The 17,173-nt window shown below is 70.5% G+C and carries 14 protein-coding genes; 8 read left to right on the forward strand and 6 right to left on the reverse strand.

Features of this window, described 5'->3' with window-relative positions; genetic code table 11:
- Positions 1–77 precede the first annotated feature (77 nt).
- The 4 genes from whiA to uvrC are packed head-to-tail and all read right to left on the reverse strand — an operon-like array spanning position 78 to position 5,105.
- A complete protein-coding gene (gene whiA / locus EDD92_RS12730) occupies positions 78–1,067 on the reverse strand; it encodes a DNA-binding protein WhiA (protein WP_030933313.1) in 990 nt (329 codons plus the stop codon).
- Positions 1,058–2,125, reverse strand: coding sequence for a uridine diphosphate-N-acetylglucosamine-binding protein YvcK (yvcK, locus tag EDD92_RS12735; protein ID WP_123964403.1), 1,068 nt, complete (start codon positions 2,123–2,125; stop codon positions 1,058–1,060). The genes whiA and yvcK overlap by 10 nt, the downstream gene beginning before the upstream one ends.
- Entirely contained in the window at positions 2,122–3,078 is a 957-nt protein-coding gene (rapZ, locus tag EDD92_RS12740) for an RNase adapter RapZ (RefSeq protein WP_123964404.1), read from the reverse strand. Before rapZ ends, yvcK begins: the two co-directional genes overlap by 4 nt.
- Complete coding sequence (gene uvrC / locus EDD92_RS12745) at positions 3,075–5,105, reverse strand: excinuclease ABC subunit UvrC (RefSeq protein ID WP_123964405.1); 2,031 nt, start codon at positions 5,103–5,105, stop codon at positions 3,075–3,077. The genes rapZ and uvrC overlap by 4 nt, the downstream gene beginning before the upstream one ends.
- A 499-nt stretch (positions 5,106–5,604) precedes the next feature.
- Between uvrC and EDD92_RS12750 the strand changes: the two genes are divergently transcribed.
- The 3 genes from EDD92_RS12750 (at position 5,605) to EDD92_RS12760 (ending at position 8,740) form a co-directional block, all read left to right on the forward strand.
- Positions 5,605–6,561, forward strand: coding sequence for a hypothetical protein (locus EDD92_RS12750; RefSeq protein WP_123964406.1), 957 nt, complete (start codon positions 5,605–5,607; stop codon positions 6,559–6,561).
- 158 nt (positions 6,562–6,719) lie between these two features.
- Positions 6,720–7,832, forward strand: a complete 1,113-nt coding sequence (locus EDD92_RS12755) for a LacI family DNA-binding transcriptional regulator (protein ID WP_123964407.1) — start codon at positions 6,720–6,722, stop codon at positions 7,830–7,832.
- Positions 7,829–8,740 carry a carbohydrate kinase gene (locus tag EDD92_RS12760; RefSeq protein WP_123964408.1) on the forward strand — a complete coding sequence of 304 codons (912 nt, stop codon included), beginning with the start codon at positions 7,829–7,831 and terminating at the stop codon, positions 8,738–8,740. Before EDD92_RS12755 ends, EDD92_RS12760 begins: the two co-directional genes overlap by 4 nt.
- A 109-nt stretch (positions 8,741–8,849) precedes the next feature.
- On the opposite strand, the gene uvrA is transcribed toward EDD92_RS12760, so the two are convergent.
- Positions 8,850–11,879, reverse strand: a complete 3,030-nt coding sequence (uvrA, locus tag EDD92_RS12765; RefSeq protein ID WP_123964409.1) for an excinuclease ABC subunit UvrA — start codon at positions 11,877–11,879, stop codon at positions 8,850–8,852.
- A 229-nt stretch (positions 11,880–12,108) separates the two neighbouring features.
- On the opposite strand from uvrA, the gene EDD92_RS12770 reads away from it, so the two are divergent.
- The 5 genes from EDD92_RS12770 (at position 12,109) to EDD92_RS12790 (ending at position 16,562) form a co-directional block, all read left to right on the forward strand.
- Positions 12,109–12,795 (forward strand): maleylpyruvate isomerase family mycothiol-dependent enzyme, encoded by a 687-nt coding sequence (locus EDD92_RS12770; protein ID WP_123964410.1) that lies wholly within the window; start codon positions 12,109–12,111, stop codon positions 12,793–12,795.
- 55 nt (positions 12,796–12,850) lie between these two features.
- Positions 12,851–13,507, forward strand: coding sequence for an MBL fold metallo-hydrolase (locus EDD92_RS12775; protein ID WP_123964411.1), 657 nt, complete (start codon positions 12,851–12,853; stop codon positions 13,505–13,507).
- A 507-nt stretch (positions 13,508–14,014) separates the two neighbouring features.
- Positions 14,015–14,899 (forward strand): ABC transporter substrate-binding protein, encoded by an 885-nt coding sequence (locus EDD92_RS12780; protein WP_123970371.1) that lies wholly within the window; start codon positions 14,015–14,017, stop codon positions 14,897–14,899.
- Positions 14,896–15,813: an amino acid ABC transporter permease gene (locus tag EDD92_RS12785; RefSeq protein ID WP_123964412.1), complete on the forward strand. Its 918-nt coding sequence runs from the start codon at positions 14,896–14,898 to the stop codon at positions 15,811–15,813. Before EDD92_RS12780 ends, EDD92_RS12785 begins: the two co-directional genes overlap by 4 nt.
- Positions 15,810–16,562 (forward strand): amino acid ABC transporter ATP-binding protein, encoded by a 753-nt coding sequence (locus EDD92_RS12790; RefSeq protein WP_185123999.1) that lies wholly within the window; start codon positions 15,810–15,812, stop codon positions 16,560–16,562. The genes EDD92_RS12785 and EDD92_RS12790 overlap by 4 nt, the downstream gene beginning before the upstream one ends.
- A 25-nt stretch (positions 16,563–16,587) precedes the next feature.
- On the opposite strand, the gene aroQ is transcribed toward EDD92_RS12790, so the two are convergent.
- A complete protein-coding gene (gene aroQ / locus EDD92_RS12795; protein ID WP_123964414.1) occupies positions 16,588–17,061 on the reverse strand; it encodes a type II 3-dehydroquinate dehydratase in 474 nt (157 codons plus the stop codon).
- Positions 17,062–17,173: the final 112 nt, after the last annotated feature.

Here is a 17,173-nt window from a genome sequence, read left to right on the forward strand (position 1 = left end):
ACAAATGCCGGTGCCGGCGTCCCAAGTGGGCGCCGGCACCGGCATGTTGAGCGATCTTCAGGTGTACTTCTACGGCGTCAGCCGACCAGGTTGTCGGCCATCTCCTCGGTGATGCTGGACTCCGTGCCCGGAATGCCGAGGTCGGAGGCGCGCTTGTCGGCCATCGCAAGGAGTCGGCGGATACGGCCGGCGACGGCGTCCTTGGTCAGCGGCGGGTCGGCGAGCGCGCCCAGTTCCTCCAGCGAGGCCTGCTTGTGCTCCATGCGCAGCCGCCCGGCGGCCGCGAGGTGCTCGGGGACCTCGTCGCCAAGGATCTCCAGGGCGCGCTGGACGCGGGCGCCGGCGGCGACGGCCGCGCGTGCGGAGCGGCGCAGGTTGGCGTCGTCGAAGTTGGCGAGACGGTTCGCCGTGGCCCGCACCTCGCGGCGCATCCGGCGCTCCTCCCAGGCCAGCACCGACTCGTGCGCGCCGAGGCGGGTGAGCAGGGCGCCGATCGCGTCGCCGTCGCGCACGACCACGCGGTCCACGCCGCGCACCTCGCGCGCCTTCGCGGCGATCGACAGCCTGCGGGCGGCGCCGACCAGCGCGAGCGCGGCCTCCGGGCCGGGGCAGGTCACCTCCAGGGAGGAGGAGCGGCCGGGCTCGGTCAGCGAGCCGTGCGCCAGGAAGGCGCCGCGCCAGGCGGCCTCCGCATCGCAGGTGGCCCCCGAGACCACCTGCGGGGGCAGACCGCGGATCGGGCGGCCGCGGCCGTCGACGAGACCGGTCTGCCGGGCCAGCTGGTCTCCGCCGGCGACGACCCGTACGACATAGCGCGAACCGCGACGCAGCCCGCCCGGCGCCATCACGATCAGTTCGGAGCTGTGACCGAAGATCTCCAGGATGTCCCGCTTCAGGCGCCGCGCCGCCATCGCGGTGTCCAGCTCCGCTTCGATCACGATGCGCCCGCTGACCAGGTGGAGGCCGCCGGCGAACCGCAGAATGGCGGAGACCTCCGCCTTTCTGCAGCAGGTCCGGGTGACGGGGAGCCGGGAGATCTCGTCCTTCACCGCTGCCGTCATCGCCATGGGCCGATCCTTCCATGCATCCGAAAAATACGGTCGTACGCGGCGGCCAGCAGCTCCGGGTCGTGCCGCGGAGTTCCGTCCCTCCGGGCCACCGGCGCGAGCTCGACCGCGGCACCGAACCGCTTGGCGGCCTCGGTGAGCACCTCACGGTCAGGCACGGCGGCCTCGTCGGCCAGCACCACGTCCAGGGCGAGTTTAGGGGCGTGTCGTCCCAAAACCTCCAAATGACGCTGCGGGGAGAAGCCTTCGGTTTCTCCGGGCTGCGGGGCGAGGTTCAGCGAGAGTACCCGGCGCGCCTTCGTCTCGGTGAGGGCGTCCAGGAGTTCGGGAACGAGCAGGTGCGGGATGACCGAGGAGAACCAGGAGCCCGGGCCGAGGACGACCCAGTCGGCGTCCAGCACCGCCTCGACGGCCTCGGGGACGGCGGGCGGGTCGTGCGGCACGAGGTGCACGGACTGCACCTCGCCCGGCGTGAGCGCCACGTTCGCCTGTCCCCGCACGGTGTCGACGTCCTCGGGCCGCTCCGGGTCGTGCCCCTTGACCAGTGCCTGCAGCTCCAGGGGTACGGCGGACATGGGCAGCACGCGCCCGTGCGCGCCGAGCAACTTGCCGACCAGGTCGAGGGCCTGGACATGATCGCCGAGCTGTTCCCACAGGGCGACGATCAGCAGGTTGCCGACCGCGTGTTCGTGCAGGTCGCCCTTGGACTGGAAGCGGTACTGGATGACCCGGGCCCAGGTCTGGCCCCAGTCGTCGTCGCCGCACAGCGCGGCCAGCGCCTTGCGCAGGTCGCCGGGCGGCAGCACGCCCAGCTCGTCGCGCAGGCGGCCGCTGGAGCCCCCGTCGTCGGCCACGGTGACGACGGCGGTGAGGTCGCCGGTGATCCGGCGCAGCGCGGCGAGCGAGGCGGACAGGCCCATGCCGCCGCCGAGGGCGACGACCTTGGGCTGGGCGCCGCGGCGGCGCGGGCGGGCGCCGCGGGCCTCGACGGGCCGGCCCGCGCGGGACTCGGGCACGACCCGGCGCAGTCTGCTCAGCCGCGGAGAACGCTCCGTCATTCGCGTCCCATGTCCCGGTGCACGACCACCGTCTCCACGCCCTCGGCCGCAAGACGTGCGGCGAGCTTCTCCGACATGGCCACCGAGCGGTGCTTGCCGCCCGTGCAGCCGATCGCGATGGTCACGTACCGCTTGCCCTCGCGGCGGTAGCCGGCCGCGATGAGGCGGAGCAGCTCCGCGTAGCGGTCGAGGAACTCCTTGGCGCCGGGCTGGTTGAAGACGTACGCGGCGACCTCTTCGTTCAGGCCGGTGAAGGGGCGCAGCTCGGGGACCCAGTGCGGGTTGGGCAGGAAGCGCATGTCCGCGACCAGGTCGGCGTCGACCGGGAGGCCGTACTTGAAGCCGAAGGACATGACGGTGGCCCGCAGCTCGGGCTCCTCCTCGCCGGCGAACTGGGCGTCCATCTTGGCGCGCAGCTCATGGACGTTCAGGCTGGAGGTGTCGATCACCAAATCGGCGTCGCCGCGCAGCTCGCGCAGCAGCTCGCGCTCGGCGGCGATGCCGTCGACGATGCGGCCGTCGCCCTGCAGGGGGTGCGGGCGGCGCACCGACTCGAAGCGGCGCACCAGGGCGTCGTCGGAGGACTCCAGGAACACGATCCGCCGGGTGACGTGCTTGGCCTCCAGGTCGGCGAGGGACTCGCGGAGGTTGTCGAAGAAGCGGCGGCCGCGGACGTCGACGACGACCGCGATCCTGGCGACGTTGCCCTGCGAGCGGGCGCCGAGCTCCACCATGGTGGGGATCAGCGCGGGCGGCAGGTTGTCGACGACGAACCAGCCGAGGTCCTCCAGACACTTGGCGGCGGTCGACCTGCCCGCACCGGACATACCCGAGATGATCACCAGCTCGGGGATGGCGGCCTCGGGCACCGTCCCGGGTGTGTCGCTGCCCGTACTCACCTGTGCTCCGTCTCCGGTCTGGCTTTCCTGCCCGTCGTGCTCGTTCACATTCATGTCTCCTGCCCCCGTCGTTCGTCCCGGGCGCCCATGGTTACGGACTGCCCGCTGGAACCCATTGTTCCGGGTTCCTCCTCCATGATCTCTCCAGTCGCCGTGTTCACAGCGGGTGCGGCCGGGGCCGCCTGGGCGAGCGCCACGGCGATCGTCTCGGCCGTCTTGCGGCCTATGCCGGGAACCTCGCAGATCTGGTCGATGGTGGCGGATCGTAGTTTCTTCAAAGAACCGAAATGTTTCAGGAGTGCCTGCTTGCGTGTGTCCCCGAGTCCCGGCACGTCGTCCAGGGGGCTCGAGCGGAAGCGCTTGGCCCGTTTGGTGCGCTGGTAGGTGATCGCAAAGCGGTGGGCCTCGTCGCGGACGCGCTGCAGCAGGTAGAGGCCCTCGCTGGTGCGGGGCAGGACCACCGGGTCGTCGTCCTCCGGCAGCCACACCTCCTCCAGGCGCTTGGCGAGGCCGCACACGGCGACGTCGTCGATACCGAGCTCGTCCAGGGCCTTCTTGGCGGCCGCGACCTGCGGCTGCCCGCCGTCGACGACGACGAGCTGGGGCGGGTAGGCGAACCTCTTGGGGCGGCCGTCCTCCTCGGTGAGCGTGCTCTCGCCGTCGGCCCACTCCCCCGTCTTCTCCTTCTCCGCGAGGTACCGCTTGAAGCGGCGGTTGATCACCTCGTGCATGGAGCGGACGTCGTCCTGTCCCTCGAAGCCCTTGATCTGGAAGCGGCGGTACTCGCTCTTGCGCTGCAGGCCGTCCTCGAAGACGACCATGGAGGCCACCACGTCGTCGCCCTGGAGGTGCGAGATGTCGTAGCACTCGATCCGGAGGGGTGCGCTGTCCAGGTCGAGGGCCTCAGCGATCTCCTCCAGGGCACGCGAGCGCGTGGTCAGGTCGGAGGCGCGCTTGGTCTTGTGCAGCACGAGCGCCTGCTGGGCATTGCGCTCCACCGTCTCCATCAGGGCCTTCTTGTCGCCGCGCTGCGGGATGCGCAGCGAGACGCCCGAGCCGCGGCGCTCGGCGAGCCACTCCTGGACGGGCTCGACCGGGTCGGGCAGGGCCGGGACGAGGACCTCCTTGGGGACGGAGTCGCCCTTCTCCTCGCCGTACAGCTGCTGCAGGGCGTGTTCGACCAGGGCGCCGGTGGTGATCTCCTCGACCTTGTCGGTGACCCAGCCGCGCTGGCCGCGCACCCGCCCGCCGCGCACGTGGAAGATCTGGACGGCCGCCTCCAGCTCGTCCTCGGCGACCGCGATCAGGTCGGCGTCGGTCGCGTCGGCGAGCACGACCGCGTTCTTCTCCATGGCCTTCTTCAGGGCCTCGATGTCGTCGCGCAGGCGGGCCGCCCGCTCGTACTCCATCTCCTCGGCCGCCTGGGTCATCTGCTTCTCGAGGCGGCGGAGGTACGTCCCCGTACGGCCGGCCATGAAGTCGCAGAACTCCTCGGCCAGTTCGCGGTGCTCCTCGGCGGAGACGCGCTCGACGCAGGGAGCCGAGCACTTGCCGATGTAGCCGAGCAGACAGGGGCGGCCGGTGCGGGCGGCGTTCTTGAAGACACCCGCCGAGCAGGTCCGCACCGGGAAGACGCGCAGCAGGAGGTCCACGGTGTCGCGGATCGCCCACGCGTGCCCGTACGGCCCGAAGTAGCGCACCCCCTTGCGCTTGTGGCCGCGCATCACCTGGACGCGCGGGAACTCCTCGTTCATCGTCACCGCGAGGTACGGGTAGCTCTTGTCGTCGCGGTACTTGACGTTGAACCGGGGGTCGAACTCCTTGATCCAGGAGTACTCCAGCTGCAGGGCCTCGACCTCCGTGGACACCACCGTCCACTCCACGGACGCAGCGGTGGTGACCATGGAGCGGGTGCGGGGGTGGAGGCCGGCCAGGTCCTGGAAGTAATTCGCCAGGCGCTGGCGCAGGCTCTTCGCCTTTCCGACGTAGATCACCCGGCGGTGCTCGTCGCGGAACCTGTACACCCCTGGCGAGTCCGGGATCTGTCCCGGCTTGGGGCGGTAGCTGGAGGGATCGGCCATGTCTCACACCCTACTGGCGGGGGCTGACAGTGCGGCGGGCCTGTGGACAACGCCGCCGCGCGGGCCACCGGGACTCGAGGAACGTCGAAGCCAGGACACGATGGTGATCGTCGCCCGCCTGGGTGAGGTGGCGTCTGCCCGGGCTGCTGCGGACGTGTCGTGCCTTCGGCGCCCCACACTCTGCGGGCCGTGCCCGTGTGCGAGGCCAGTGCCGGGGGGGCGGGCGGCGTCTCCCGCCTGCCCCGCCGGAAAGGTGCTCGGCAACGGCGGGACCGGCGCACCGACTTGGGGCCACCGATCGGGTCTCGGCCAGGAGTACACCGCTGTTGGGTCTCAGGTGTTGTCGGGACTAGGTCAACACGCTTCAATGCGGGGGAACTCGGGACCGGGAACGACGGCGTACGGATGTGAAGACTCCACGGCGCCGACGGGGTGGCCCCGACACCACGCAAAACCCGGCCCGACCAGCCGTAGCGAGCATTCACAGAAAGGCCCCTGCATGCCGCACGCCACACAGCACGCGGACGTCGCCGTCGTCGCGACCGCAGAACTGGACTCGGCCCTGCGAGGCGGCCCCTTCCATGTCGCACTGCGTGCCGCGATCGCCGCCCGCGGACTGCCGCTGCAGCGCGTGCAGCACCATCTGTCGCGCTACGGGGTCAAGGTCGGTGTGACGAGCCTGAGTTACTGGCAGCAGGGTGCCCGACGCCCGCAGCGCCCCGAGTCCCTGCGGGCCGTCCGCGCGCTGGAGGAGATCCTCCAGCTGCCGGAGGAGTCCCTGATCCGGCTGCTCGCCGAGACCGACGAACCCTCGTGCACGGGGCGGCCCACGGGCCGCTCCTACCGCTCCCTGGTGGAGGCCTCGGGCGTCCTGGAGCGGCTGCTGGCCGAACTGGGCTCGCCCCTGGACGGCGGCCTGCACACCCTCGGGCACCACGAGCGGGTACGCATCGGCGCGCACCGCGAACTGGCGGGGCGCGAGTCCCACCACATAGTGCGCGCCCACAAGGACGGCGTCGACCGCTTCGTGGCCGTCCACCACGGCGACCCGGGGTGCGCGCCGGAACGCATGCGGGTGCACGCACTGGAGAACTGCCGCACGGGACGCGTGCGCGTGCACCACGAGACCGGCGTGCTCGTGGCCGAGCTCCTCTTCGACACCCGCCTGCGGGCCGGGGACACCTTCCTCTTCCGCTACGGCATCGAGGACGGCACCGCCGACGTGTCCCGCGAGTACATCCGCGGCTTCGGGCCGGCCGGCGGGCAGTACGCGCTCCAGGTGCGCTTCGACGAGCAGGCCCTGCCCTCCCGCTGCCACCGCTTCGCCCAGCACTCGCCCGCGGCCCCGCGCAGCGGCCGCCAGGAACTGCCCCTCAGCGGCCGCCACCGCTCGGTCCACCTCGTCGAGCCCCGGGTGCGGACGGGGATCGTGGGCATCGGGTGGGACTGGGAGTGAGCCCTGCGCGACGGACCGGCCGGTTCGCCGCACTTCTTCCTCATTACTGGACGTAAACGTTTGCGCAAGCGTTTACGTCGGGCGCTGGATGGGATACCGTCCCGGCCGGAAGGCACGCCGTGCCGTCGAATGAGGCCGGGCCCAGGAAGGGGGACGCGATGGCGACCATGGCCGACGTCGCTCGAAGCGCCGGGGTCTCCGTGGCGACCGTCTCGCATGTCCTGAACGACACCCGGCCCGTCCTGCCCCACACTCGCCAGGCGGTCCTGGACGCCGTCGACCGGCTCGGCTACACCCCGAACACCCTCGCCCGCTCCCTGGTGACCTCGCGCACCCGCTCCATCGGGCTCGCGGTGTCGGCGATCAGCAACCCGTACTTCACGGAGATCCTCCAGGGCGTCGAGGCGGGCGCCCTGGAACACGGCTACAGCCTTCTCATCGCCGATCCGCACGACGACCCGGAGCACGAGCGCAAGGTCGTCCAGCTGCTGCACGAGCGACGCGTGGACGGCATGATCGTCGCCCCTTCGGCGAACCCGGGCGACCTCCTCGCCTACCTCGGCCGCCACGGCGTGCCGGCCGTCTTCCTCGACCGGCTCGTCGCCACCCCGGCCGACGGCACGCCCGCCTACGACCAGGTCTGCGCCGAGAGTGTCGAACCGACCACCCGGCTGGTCACCCATCTCGCCGAGCTCGGCCACCGCCGGATCGCCCTGGTCGCAGGCCGGCCCGGGCTCAGCACCACCCGCGAACGCGTCGCCGGGTACCGCCACGGCCTCGCCGCCGCCGGGCTCCCCCACGACGAACGCCTTCTGGTGCACGGCAACTCGGAGTCCGCCGACGCCGAGCGCGCCACCACGGCTCTTCTCTCCCTTGCCGCCCCGCCCACCGCACTCGTCACCGCCAACAACGCCATGACCATCGGTGCCCTGCGCGCCCTGCGCGACCGCGGTCTGTCCGTGCCCGAAGACATGGCCCTGTGCTGCTACGACGACTTCGCCTGGGCAGACCTGTTCTCGCCCCGGCTGACCGCCGTCGCCCAGCCCAGCCGGGAGATCGGCGCCCAGGCGGTACGGGTGCTCCTGGAACGCCTCGCCTCCCCGGAACGCCCCGCCCGCACCCTGCGGCTCCCCTGCACCTTCGTCCACCGGACCTCGTGCGGCTGCCCGGACGGACCGGTGCGGTCGGAACAACCCGAACAGACCGAGAAGTTCGAGAAGTTCGAGAAGCCCGAGAAGTTCGGGAAGCGCGAGAAAGGAACCGCCTCGTGATCGTCGTCGCCGGTGAGGCTCTGATCGACCTGGTACCGCAGGGCACGGGTGCCCTCGCGGGCCTGAAGCCGGCGCTCGGCGGCGGCCCGTACAACACGGCCGTGGCCCTCGGCCGTCTCGGCTCCCCCACGGCGTTCTGCTCCCGCACCTCCCGCGACACCTTCGGCGAGGCGTTGCTCGACGGGCTGCGTGCAGCGGGCGTGGACGTCTCGGCCGTGCAGCGCGGTGCGGAGCCGACCACCCTCGCGGTCGCCACGATCGACGGGAACGGATCCGCCGCCTACTCCTTCTACGTCGAGGGCACCGCCGACCGGCTGTTCGCGGCGCCCGAGGCGCTCCCCGCCGGGACGCGGGCCGTGTCCTTCGGCACCTGCTCGCTCGTCCTGGAGCCCGGGGCGACGGCCTACGAGAGCGTGCTGCGGAGCGCGGCCGCGCAGGGCGTGTTCACCGCGCTCGACCCCAACATCCGGGCGGGCCTGATTCCCGACGCGGACGCCTACCGGGCGCGTTTTCGGAGCTGGCTGCCCTCGGTGTCGCTGCTCAAGATGTCCGAGGAGGACGCCCTGTGGCTGGGCGGCTCCCCGCGGGAGTGGCTGGCCGCCGGACCCGCGGCTGTCGTGATCACCCACGGCGGCGACGGCCTCAGCGCCTTCACCCGGGACGGGGCCGTGTACCCCGTGCCGGGCGAGAAGGTCGACGTCGTCGACACCATCGGCGCAGGCGACACGGTGAACGCGGCTCTCCTGCACGGCCTGGCCGCCCAGGACGCCCTGTCCTCCGAAGCGCTCCTGGGCCTGGGCGCCGAGGGCTGGACCAGGCTGCTGCGCTTCGCGGCGCGGGCAGCCGCGATCACCTGCTCCCGGGCGGGCGCGGAGCCGCCGTACGCGTCCGAAGTGGACGAGGTGTAGAGACCGTTCTCTCCTGTGCGCGGGCCCGGCAGCCCGGCAACCTGGTTGGCAACGAGCGGCGCCCCCGCGGGAGGTTCTCCCGCGGGGGCGCCGAACTGTTCCGGACTGTTCAGGCCTTCCGTGCCCGCGTCGTCTTCTTCGCGGGCGTGGCCTTCTTCGTGGCGCCGGCCGCCTTCTTCGTGGCCGTGCTGTTGGCGGTCCTGGCCGTCGCCGTCTTCTTCGCCGTCGCCCCGGCCGCGACCGTCTTCTTGGCCGCGGTCTTGCGCGGGGCGGGCACCGAGCTGGCGTCGCTGATCCGGTCGGCGCCGAGGATCTCCCTCAGGAACTTGCCGGTGTGGCTGGCCGGAACCCCGGCGACCTCCTCGGGCGTGCCCTCGGCTACGACGAGTCCGCCGCCTGCGCCGCCCTCGGGGCCCATGTCGACGACCCAGTCGGCGGTCTTGATCACGTCGAGGTTGTGCTCGATGACGATGACCGTGTTGCCCTTGTCGACCAGGCCGGCAAGCACCGTCAACAGCTTGCTGATGTCCTCGAAGTGCAGACCGGTGGTCGGCTCGTCCAGGACATAGACCGTGCGGCCGGTGGAGCGCTTCTGCAGCTCGCTGGCGAGCTTCACGCGCTGCGCCTCACCGCCGGACAGGGTGGTGGCCGACTGGCCGAGCCGGACGTAGCCGAGACCGACGTCGTTGAGCGTCTTGAGGTGGCGGTTGATCGCCGGAACCGCCTCGAAGAAGTTCATGGCTTCTTCGATGGGCATGTTCAGCACCTCGGAGATGGACTTGCCCTTGTAGTGGACCTCCAGGGTCTCCCGGTTGTAGCGGGCGCCGTGACAGACCTCGCAGGGGACGTACACGTCCGGGAGGAAGTTCATCTCGATCTTGATGGTGCCGTCGCCCGCGCAGTTCTCGCAGCGGCCGCCCTTGACGTTGAAGGAGAAGCGGCCGGGCAGATAGCCGCGGACCTTCGCCTCGGTGGTCTCCGCGAACAGCTTGCGGATGTGGTCGAAGACACCGGTGTACGTGGCCGGGTTCGAGCGCGGGGTGCGGCCGATGGGCGACTGGTCGACGTGCACGACCTTGTCGACGAGGTCGTCGCCGTCCACGCGCGTGTGCCGGCCGGGAACGCTCCTCGCGCCGTTCAGCTCACGGGCCAGGTGCGTGTACAGGATGTCGTTGACCAGCGTCGACTTGCCGGAGCCTGACACGCCCGTGACGGCCGTGAACACGCCCAGCGGGAAGGAGACGTCGATGTCCTGGAGGTTGTTCTCGCGGGCGCCGTGCACCGTGAGCCTGCGGGAGGGGTCCTGCGGGCGGCGGATGTCGGGCAGCGGGATCGACTTCTTGCCGGCCAGGTACTGGCCGGTCATGGACTCGGCGTTGGTGAGGAGCTCCTTCAGGGAGCCGCTGTGCACGACCTTGCCGCCGTGCTCGCCGGCGCCGGGGCCGATGTCGACGATCCAGTCGGCGACCTTGATGGTGTCCTCGTCGTGCTCGACGACGATGAGTGTGTTGCCCATGTCGCGCAGCCTGACCAGGGTCTCGATCAGCCGGTGGTTGTCGCGCTGGTGGAGACCGATGGACGGCTCGTCCAGGACGTACAGGACGCCGACGAGACCCGAGCCGATCTGGGTGGCCAGGCGGATGCGCTGGGCCTCGCCGCCGGACAGGGTGCCGGCCGCGCGGTTCAGCGAGAGGTAGTCCAGGCCGACGTCGACCAGGAAGCGCAGCCGCTCGTTGACCTCCTTCAGCACCCGCTCGGCGATCTTCTTGTCGCGGGCGTTGAGCTTCAGCTCGCCCAGGAAGTCGGCGCAGTCGCTGATGGACATGCCGGAGACCTCGGCGATCGACTTCCCCATGATCGTGACCGCGAGCACGATCGGCTTCAGGCGGGTGCCCTCACAGGTGGGGCAGGGCACCTCGCGCATATAGCCCTCGAAGCGCTCGCGGCTGGCGTCGCTCTCGGCCTCGCTGTGCCGGCGCTTGACGAAGGGGACGGCGCCTTCGAAGGGGGTGGTGTAGACGCGCTCGCGACCGTACCGGTTGCGGTAGCGGACCTCGATCTGCGTCTTGTGGCCGTGCAGCAGGGCCTTCTTGGCGCGCTGCGGCAGGCCCGCGAAGGGGATGTCGGTCCGGAATCCCAGGGCGTCCGCGAGGGCGCCGATCAGGCGGCCGAAGTAGTCCTTGGTGTGGCCGTGCGACCACGGGTGGATGGCACCCTCGTCGAGGGACTTGTCCTCGTCCGGGACGATCAGCTCGGGGTCGACCTCCATGCGCGTACCGATGCCGGTGCAGTCGGGGCAGGCGCCGAAGGGCGAGTTGAAGGAGAAGGAGCGCGGCTCCAGCTCCTCGAAGGACAGGTCGTCGTACGCGCAGTACAGGTGCTCCGAGTACATGCGCTCGCGCTCGGGGTCGTCCTCGGGGAGGTCGACGAAGTCGAGCACGACCATGCCGCCGGACAGCCCGAGGGCGGTCTCCACGGAGTCGGTGAGGCGGCGCTTGGCGGAGTCCTTCACCGTGAGGCGGTCGACGACCACCTCGATGGTGTGCTTCTCCTGCTTCTTCAGCGTGGGCGGGCTGGAGAGCTGGATCGTCTCGCCGTCCACACGCGCGCGTGAGTAGCCCTTGGTCTGGAGATCGGCGAAGAGATCGACGAACTCTCCCTTGCGCTCGCGCACCAGCGGCGACAGCACCTGGAAGCGGCTCCCCTCCGGCAGCTCCAGGACCTTGTCGACGATGGCCTGCGGCGACTGGCGCGAGATCGGGCGGCCGCACTCGGGACAGTGCGGCTTGCCGATACGGGCGAAGAGCAGACGCAGGTAGTCGTAGACCTCGGTGATGGTGCCGACCGTCGAGCGCGGGTTGCGCGAGGTCGACTTCTGGTCGATGGAGACGGCCGGGGAGAGACCCTCGATGAAGTCGACGTCCGGCTTGTCCATCTGGCCGAGGAACTGACGGGCGTACGAGGAGAGCGACTCCACATAGCGCCGCTGCCCCTCGGCGAAGATGGTGTCGAAGGCCAGCGAGGACTTGCCCGACCCCGACAGGCCCGTGAAGACGATGAGCGAGTCGCGCGGCAGGTCGAGCGAGACATTCTTGAGGTTGTGCTCGCGCGCGCCACGGACGATGAGACGGTCGGCCACGCCGGTCCGCACCTTTCTTGGCTTGAGAGGAGTGACAGGGGCGAGGCCCCCGTGCAATCTCAGACTAGGGGGAGCCACTGACAACGCCGGTCGGATTCCCGGGTTGCATAACAATCCCCGGCCCTCCAGCATGCCCGACGCCGCTCCCGACCATATAGCACGCGCATTCGATTTACGGCACGGCTTCACCACCTTCACCCAAAGGTGTGGCGGAGCTAGGGTCAGCAGCATGGTTGATCACGGTCATGACCTGGCGTCCGTACGTGACGCAACGGACCGGCTGCTCACCGCAGCCGCCAAACTGGACAACGCGTCGGTGGCCGAGCCGTCACGGCTCCCCGGCTGGACCCGTGGCCACGTCCTCGCCCACCTCGCCCGCAACGCGGACGCGCTCGTGAACGTCCTCGAGGGCCGTCCCATGTATCAGTCCGGGGAGGCCCGCGACGCCGACATCGAGCGGGACGCCCCGCGCCCCCTCGACGTCCAGCTCGCCGACCTGCGCGACAGCGCGGCCCGCTTCCAGGAGACGGGAGCGGCGCCGGCGGACTGGTCGCGCACGGTGGAGCTGCGCAACGGGGTCACCGACTCGGCGTCCAGGGTGCCGTTCCGCCGGTGGGTCGAGGTGGAGCTGCACCACGTGGATCTCGGCATCGGGTACGAGCTGGAGGATCTGCCGGCGGAGTTCTCGGAGCGGGAGATCGCTTTCCTGGCCGCGCGCTTTTCCGGGCACCCCGATGTGCCCCCCACCCGGCTGACGGACGGCACGCGCGCGTGGCGGACGGGCCGGGAGGCGACGCAGCCGGAGGTCACCGTCTCGGGCTCGGCGCCCGAGCTGCTCGGCTGGCTGGCCGGACGCCGCGACGGCTCCGGACTCACCGTGCAGGGCGGCCCGCTGCCGGCGCTTCCCCCGTTGTGACCGCGCGGCCCATGGCGGGGGACCCTGGCACGCTCCCCCGCTATAGGCTGCCGCCATGACGTACAGCGGACAGGTGACGGTCGGCGGCCCGGCGGATGTGCACGAGCTGAAGGACCTGATGATCACCAAGATCGCGGTCGGCCCGATGGACAACAACGCCTATCTGCTGCGCTGCCGGGCCACCGATGAGCAGTTGCTGATCGACGCGGCCAACGACGCGGACACGCTGCTCGGCATGATCGGTGACGACGGCATCGCCTCCGTCGTCACCACCCATCAGCACGGCGACCACTGGCAGGCGCTCGCCCAGGTCGTCACGGCCACCGGCGCCCGCACGTACGCGGGCCGGGAGGACGCCGTGGGCATCCCGGTGCCGACCGACGTCCTCGTCGACGACGGCGACACCATCCGGGTGGGGCACGTGGAGCTCACCGCGCGCCACCTGGTCGGGCACACCCCGGGCTCGATCGCCCTCGTCTACGACGACCCGCACGGGCACCCCCATGTCTTCACGGGGGACTGCCTCTTCCCCGGCGGTGTCGGCAACACCCGTAAGGATCCGAAGGCGTTCGCCAGTCTGATCCACGACGTCGAGACGAAGATCTTCGACGTGCTGCCGGACGAGACCTGGGTCTACCCCGGACACGGCAACGACACGACCCTGGGCGCGGAGCGGCCGCATCTGCCGGAGTGGCACGCGCGCGGGTGGTGAGAACGCCGAACGGCACACAGGGGCGGTCAGGTTCCACGACCTGGCCGCCCCTGTACGCGTCGGCCCGCTTGCCGCCTCGAGAGGACGGGCCCTGACCCATGGGAGTCATGCCCTACAGCGCACAGAGCGGCTGATGCGTCACATCCCGGCGGCGCACACACGTGTGACGCGAAGGCCGCGCCCCGTGCTTTCGGCGCTCGCTCCGGCGTGAACTCCCTGTACGCCCGGGCCGACTTGGCTCACGTGCCCCGTGTGAACCATTCACACGAGCCGAAGTCCTGCGCGCGCTCCCCGCGCACCTGGTTGCGCAGTCAACTGGAAGCAGCCCCGCACAGGATGACGGCTCCTGCGCGGTATGGGCCGCCGGTCTTTCGATCCCCGCCCTCGACCGGCGGCCCCGGCGTTCTCTCAGGAAGTGTTCACAAGGTCGCAACACGCGTTCCCACTATGCGGACAATTCCCGTCGTGACCTCGACAAACGGGATGCTGGACTGCCACTCTCCCGCCATGCACCTTGCCCCTCGCGCACTGCGCCGCGCCGTCGCCGCGGCAACCATAGGCCTACTCGCCACCGCTGTCGGCTGCGCTCCGCAGCCGGAGGACAAGGCGGCAGCCACACCGTCAGGTTCGGCCTCGAAGACCTGCGCCAAGGGCAAGTTGGCCACCAAGACGTCCGGCAAGCTGACCATCGCCACGGACGAGCCCGCGTACGAGCCGTGGTTCAAGGACGGCAAGCCTGCCAACGGCAAGGGCTTCGAGTCGGCGGTCGCCTATGCGGTGGCGCAGCAGCTCGGCTACGACAAGAGCGCCGTCGTCTGGCAGAGCGTGCCCTTCAACAAGGCCTTCGCGCCCGGCGTGAAGACCTTCGACTTCGACATCAACCAGGTGTCGATCAGCAACGAGCGCAAGAAGGCCGTGGACTTCTCCTCCGGCTACTACGACGTGCGCCAGGCCGTGATCGCGCTGAAGGGCTCCAAGGCCGCGAAGGCGACGAGCATCGCGGATCTCAAGGGCCTCAAGCTGGGCGCCCAGGTCGGCACCACCAGCCTCGACTACATCGACGACGTGGTGAAGCCGAAGCAGGAGGCCGCGGTCTACGCCAAGAACGACCAGGCCAAGTCCGCGCTGAAGAACGGCCAGGTCGACGCCATCGTCACCGATCTGCCGACCGCCTTCTACATCACCGCGGCCGAGGTGACCGACGCCAGGATCGTCGGGCAGTTCGAGAACCAGGGCGGTACGCCGGAGCAGTTCGGGCTCGTACTCGACAAGGGCAGCGCCCTCACCTCGTGCGTGACGGGCGCCGTCGACGCCCTTCGCAAGGACGGCACACTGGCGAAGATCGAGAAGCAGTGGCTCTCGGACGCCGTCGACGCCCCGGTGCTCAAGTGACCGTCGCCAAGGAAAAGTCCGGCCGGGAGGACGCGGACGACAAGGGTGACATGCCCGGCGGGGGCGACGGCTACGTCCCGTCGCAGCGGCGCATCGAGCGTGAAGCCTTCAAGCGCGCGCGTGCCCGCCGCGCGACGGCGATCGCCGCACTGTCGACCCTCGTCACGGGCGTCGTCCTCTACCTGATCGTCGTCAACGCGCCCGGCTGGCCGCGTACCGAGGAGACGTTCTTCAACGGGCAGTACGCGCGCGAGGCGTTCCCCAAGGTCCTCGAAGGGCTCTGGCTCAACGTCCGGCTGCTGCTGATCTGCGGCGCGGCGGTGCTGGTCCTCGGCATGCTGATCGCCGTCGCGCGTACCCTGCGCGGTCCGGTGTTCTTCCCGCTGAGGGCGCTGGCGGCCGCCTACACCGACTTCTTCCGCGGGTTGCCGCTGATCATCAACCTGATGATCGTGGTCCTGGGTGTTCCCGCGCTGCGGCTGCAGGGCGTGACCGTGGACCCGGTGCTCCTCGGCGGTACGGCGCTCACGCTGACGTATTCGGCGTACGTGGCCGAGGTGTTCCGTGCCGGCATCGAATCTGTGCACCCCTCGCAGCGCGCCGCGGCCCGCTCGCTCGGCCTCACCAACCGGCAGGCCCTGCGTTACGTCGTCCTGCCGCAGGCCGTACGCCGCCAGGTGCCACCCCTGCTGAACGACCTGGTGTCGCTGCAGAAGGACACCGGGCTCGTCTCGATCGGCGGCGCGATCGACGCCGTACGGGCCGCGGACATCATCGTGGGGCGCAGCCTCAACTACACGCCGTACATCGTCGCGGGCCTGGTCTTCGTGGCGCTGACCATCCCGATGACCCGGTTCACGGACTGGGTGACGGCACGGATGGACCGCCGGCGGGCCCAGGGAGGATCGATATGAGCGACGCGCCCGTGCTGCGCATGGAGTCCGTGCGCAAGACCTTCGGCGACTCGGTCGTCCTGCGCGATGTCGACCTGGAGGTCGCGCCGCACACGGTGACCGCATTGATCGGCGCCTCCGGCTCGGGCAAGTCGACGCTGCTGCGGTGCGCGAACCTCCTGGAGGAGATCGACGACGGGGCGATCTGGTTGGACGGCGAGGAGATCACCGATCCGCGCGCCGACCAGGACGCGGTTCGCCGCCGTATCGGCGTGGTCTTCCAGGCCTACAACCTGTTCCCGCACATGACGGTCCTGGACAACATCACCCTTGCCCCGCGGCGGGTGCACGGCGCCTCCCGTGCGGAGGCCGGGGAGCGTGCCCGGGAGCTGCTGGAGCGGCTCGGGCTGGGCGGCAAGGCGAGCGAGTACCCGGACCGGCTGAGCGGCGGTCAGCAGCAGCGGGTGGCGATCGTGCGCGCCCTGGCCGTACGGCCGCGGCTGCTGCTGCTCGACGAGATCACCGCCGCCCTCGACCCCGAGCTCGTCGGCGAGGTCCTCACCGTCGTGCGGGACCTGAAGGACGACGGCATGACGATGGTGCTTGCCACGCACGAGATGGGCTTCGCCCGGGACGTCGCCGACCAGGTTTGTTTTCTGGACTCGGGGGTGGTCCTGGAGCGCGGAACCGCCGAGCAGGTCTTCGGCGACCCGCAGCAGGAACGCACGCAGCGGTTCCTGCGGCGGATCGTGGAGGCGGGCCGGCTGTAAGACTCGTGCGCCTGGTGACCGGGGCTTACGCGTCGCCCTGAGCGGCCCCCACCAGCGCCGCGACTCGCTCCACGCCGAACACGTATCCCTGCACTCCGCACCCGGCGATGACGCCGTCGGCGCGCAGGGAGACGTACGAGTGGTGCCGGAACGACTCGCGCTGGTGAATGTTGGAGATGTGCACCTCCAACACGGGCAGTCCGTCACAGGTGTTGAGAGCGTCCAGAATCGCAACTGACGTGTGGGAGTACGCGCCGGGGTTGATGACGATCCCGCAGTGGTTCAGCCGCGCCTCGTGGATCCAGTCGACCAACTCGCCCTCGTGGTTGGACTGCCGGAAGTCCACCGTGCCGCCGTGCGCGGCGGCCGCCTTGGCGCACAGGGCCTCGACGTCGGCGAGGGTGTCCTTGCCGTAGATCTCCGGCTGGCGCTGGCCGAGCAGGTTCAGGTTGGGCCCGTTGAGGATCATGATCGGGGCGTTGGCCAGGGTGCGGGGCACGGTTCCTCCGGTCCGGTGGTTTGCGGCGATCCGTCGAGGACCGCTGTTCGCACCCGGTTTATCACGGTGCGTTCGCGGCGGGACGGCCCGCACTCCCGACGGCCCGCCCGGC

This window comes from Streptomyces sp. TLI_185 (genome assembly GCF_003814765.1).
Classification (GTDB): domain Bacteria; phylum Actinomycetota; class Actinomycetes; order Streptomycetales; family Streptomycetaceae; genus Streptomyces.

Coding starts and splice junctions, on each gene's coding strand:
- EDD92_RS12755 (WP_123964407.1), top strand. CDS start 6,720: ATGGCGACCATGGCCGACGTCGCTCGAAGCGCCGGGGTCTCCGTGGCG.
- EDD92_RS12750 (WP_123964406.1), top strand. CDS start 5,605: ATGCCGCACGCCACACAGCACGCGGACGTCGCCGTCGTCGCGACCGCA.
- EDD92_RS12770 (WP_123964410.1), top strand. CDS start 12,109: ATGGTTGATCACGGTCATGACCTGGCGTCCGTACGTGACGCAACGGAC.
- EDD92_RS12780 (WP_123970371.1), top strand. CDS start 14,015: ATGCACCTTGCCCCTCGCGCACTGCGCCGCGCCGTCGCCGCGGCAACC.
- yvcK (WP_123964403.1), bottom strand. CDS start 2,125: ATGACGGAGCGTTCTCCGCGGCTGAGCAGACTGCGCCGGGTCGTGCCC.
- EDD92_RS12775 (WP_123964411.1), top strand. CDS start 12,851: ATGACGTACAGCGGACAGGTGACGGTCGGCGGCCCGGCGGATGTGCAC.
- rapZ (WP_123964404.1), bottom strand. CDS start 3,078: ATGAATGTGAACGAGCACGACGGGCAGGAAAGCCAGACCGGAGACGGA.
- whiA (WP_030933313.1), bottom strand. CDS start 1,067: ATGGCGATGACGGCAGCGGTGAAGGACGAGATCTCCCGGCTCCCCGTC.
- EDD92_RS12790 (WP_185123999.1), top strand. CDS start 15,810: ATGAGCGACGCGCCCGTGCTGCGCATGGAGTCCGTGCGCAAGACCTTC.
- uvrC (WP_123964405.1), bottom strand. CDS start 5,105: ATGGCCGATCCCTCCAGCTACCGCCCCAAGCCGGGACAGATCCCGGAC.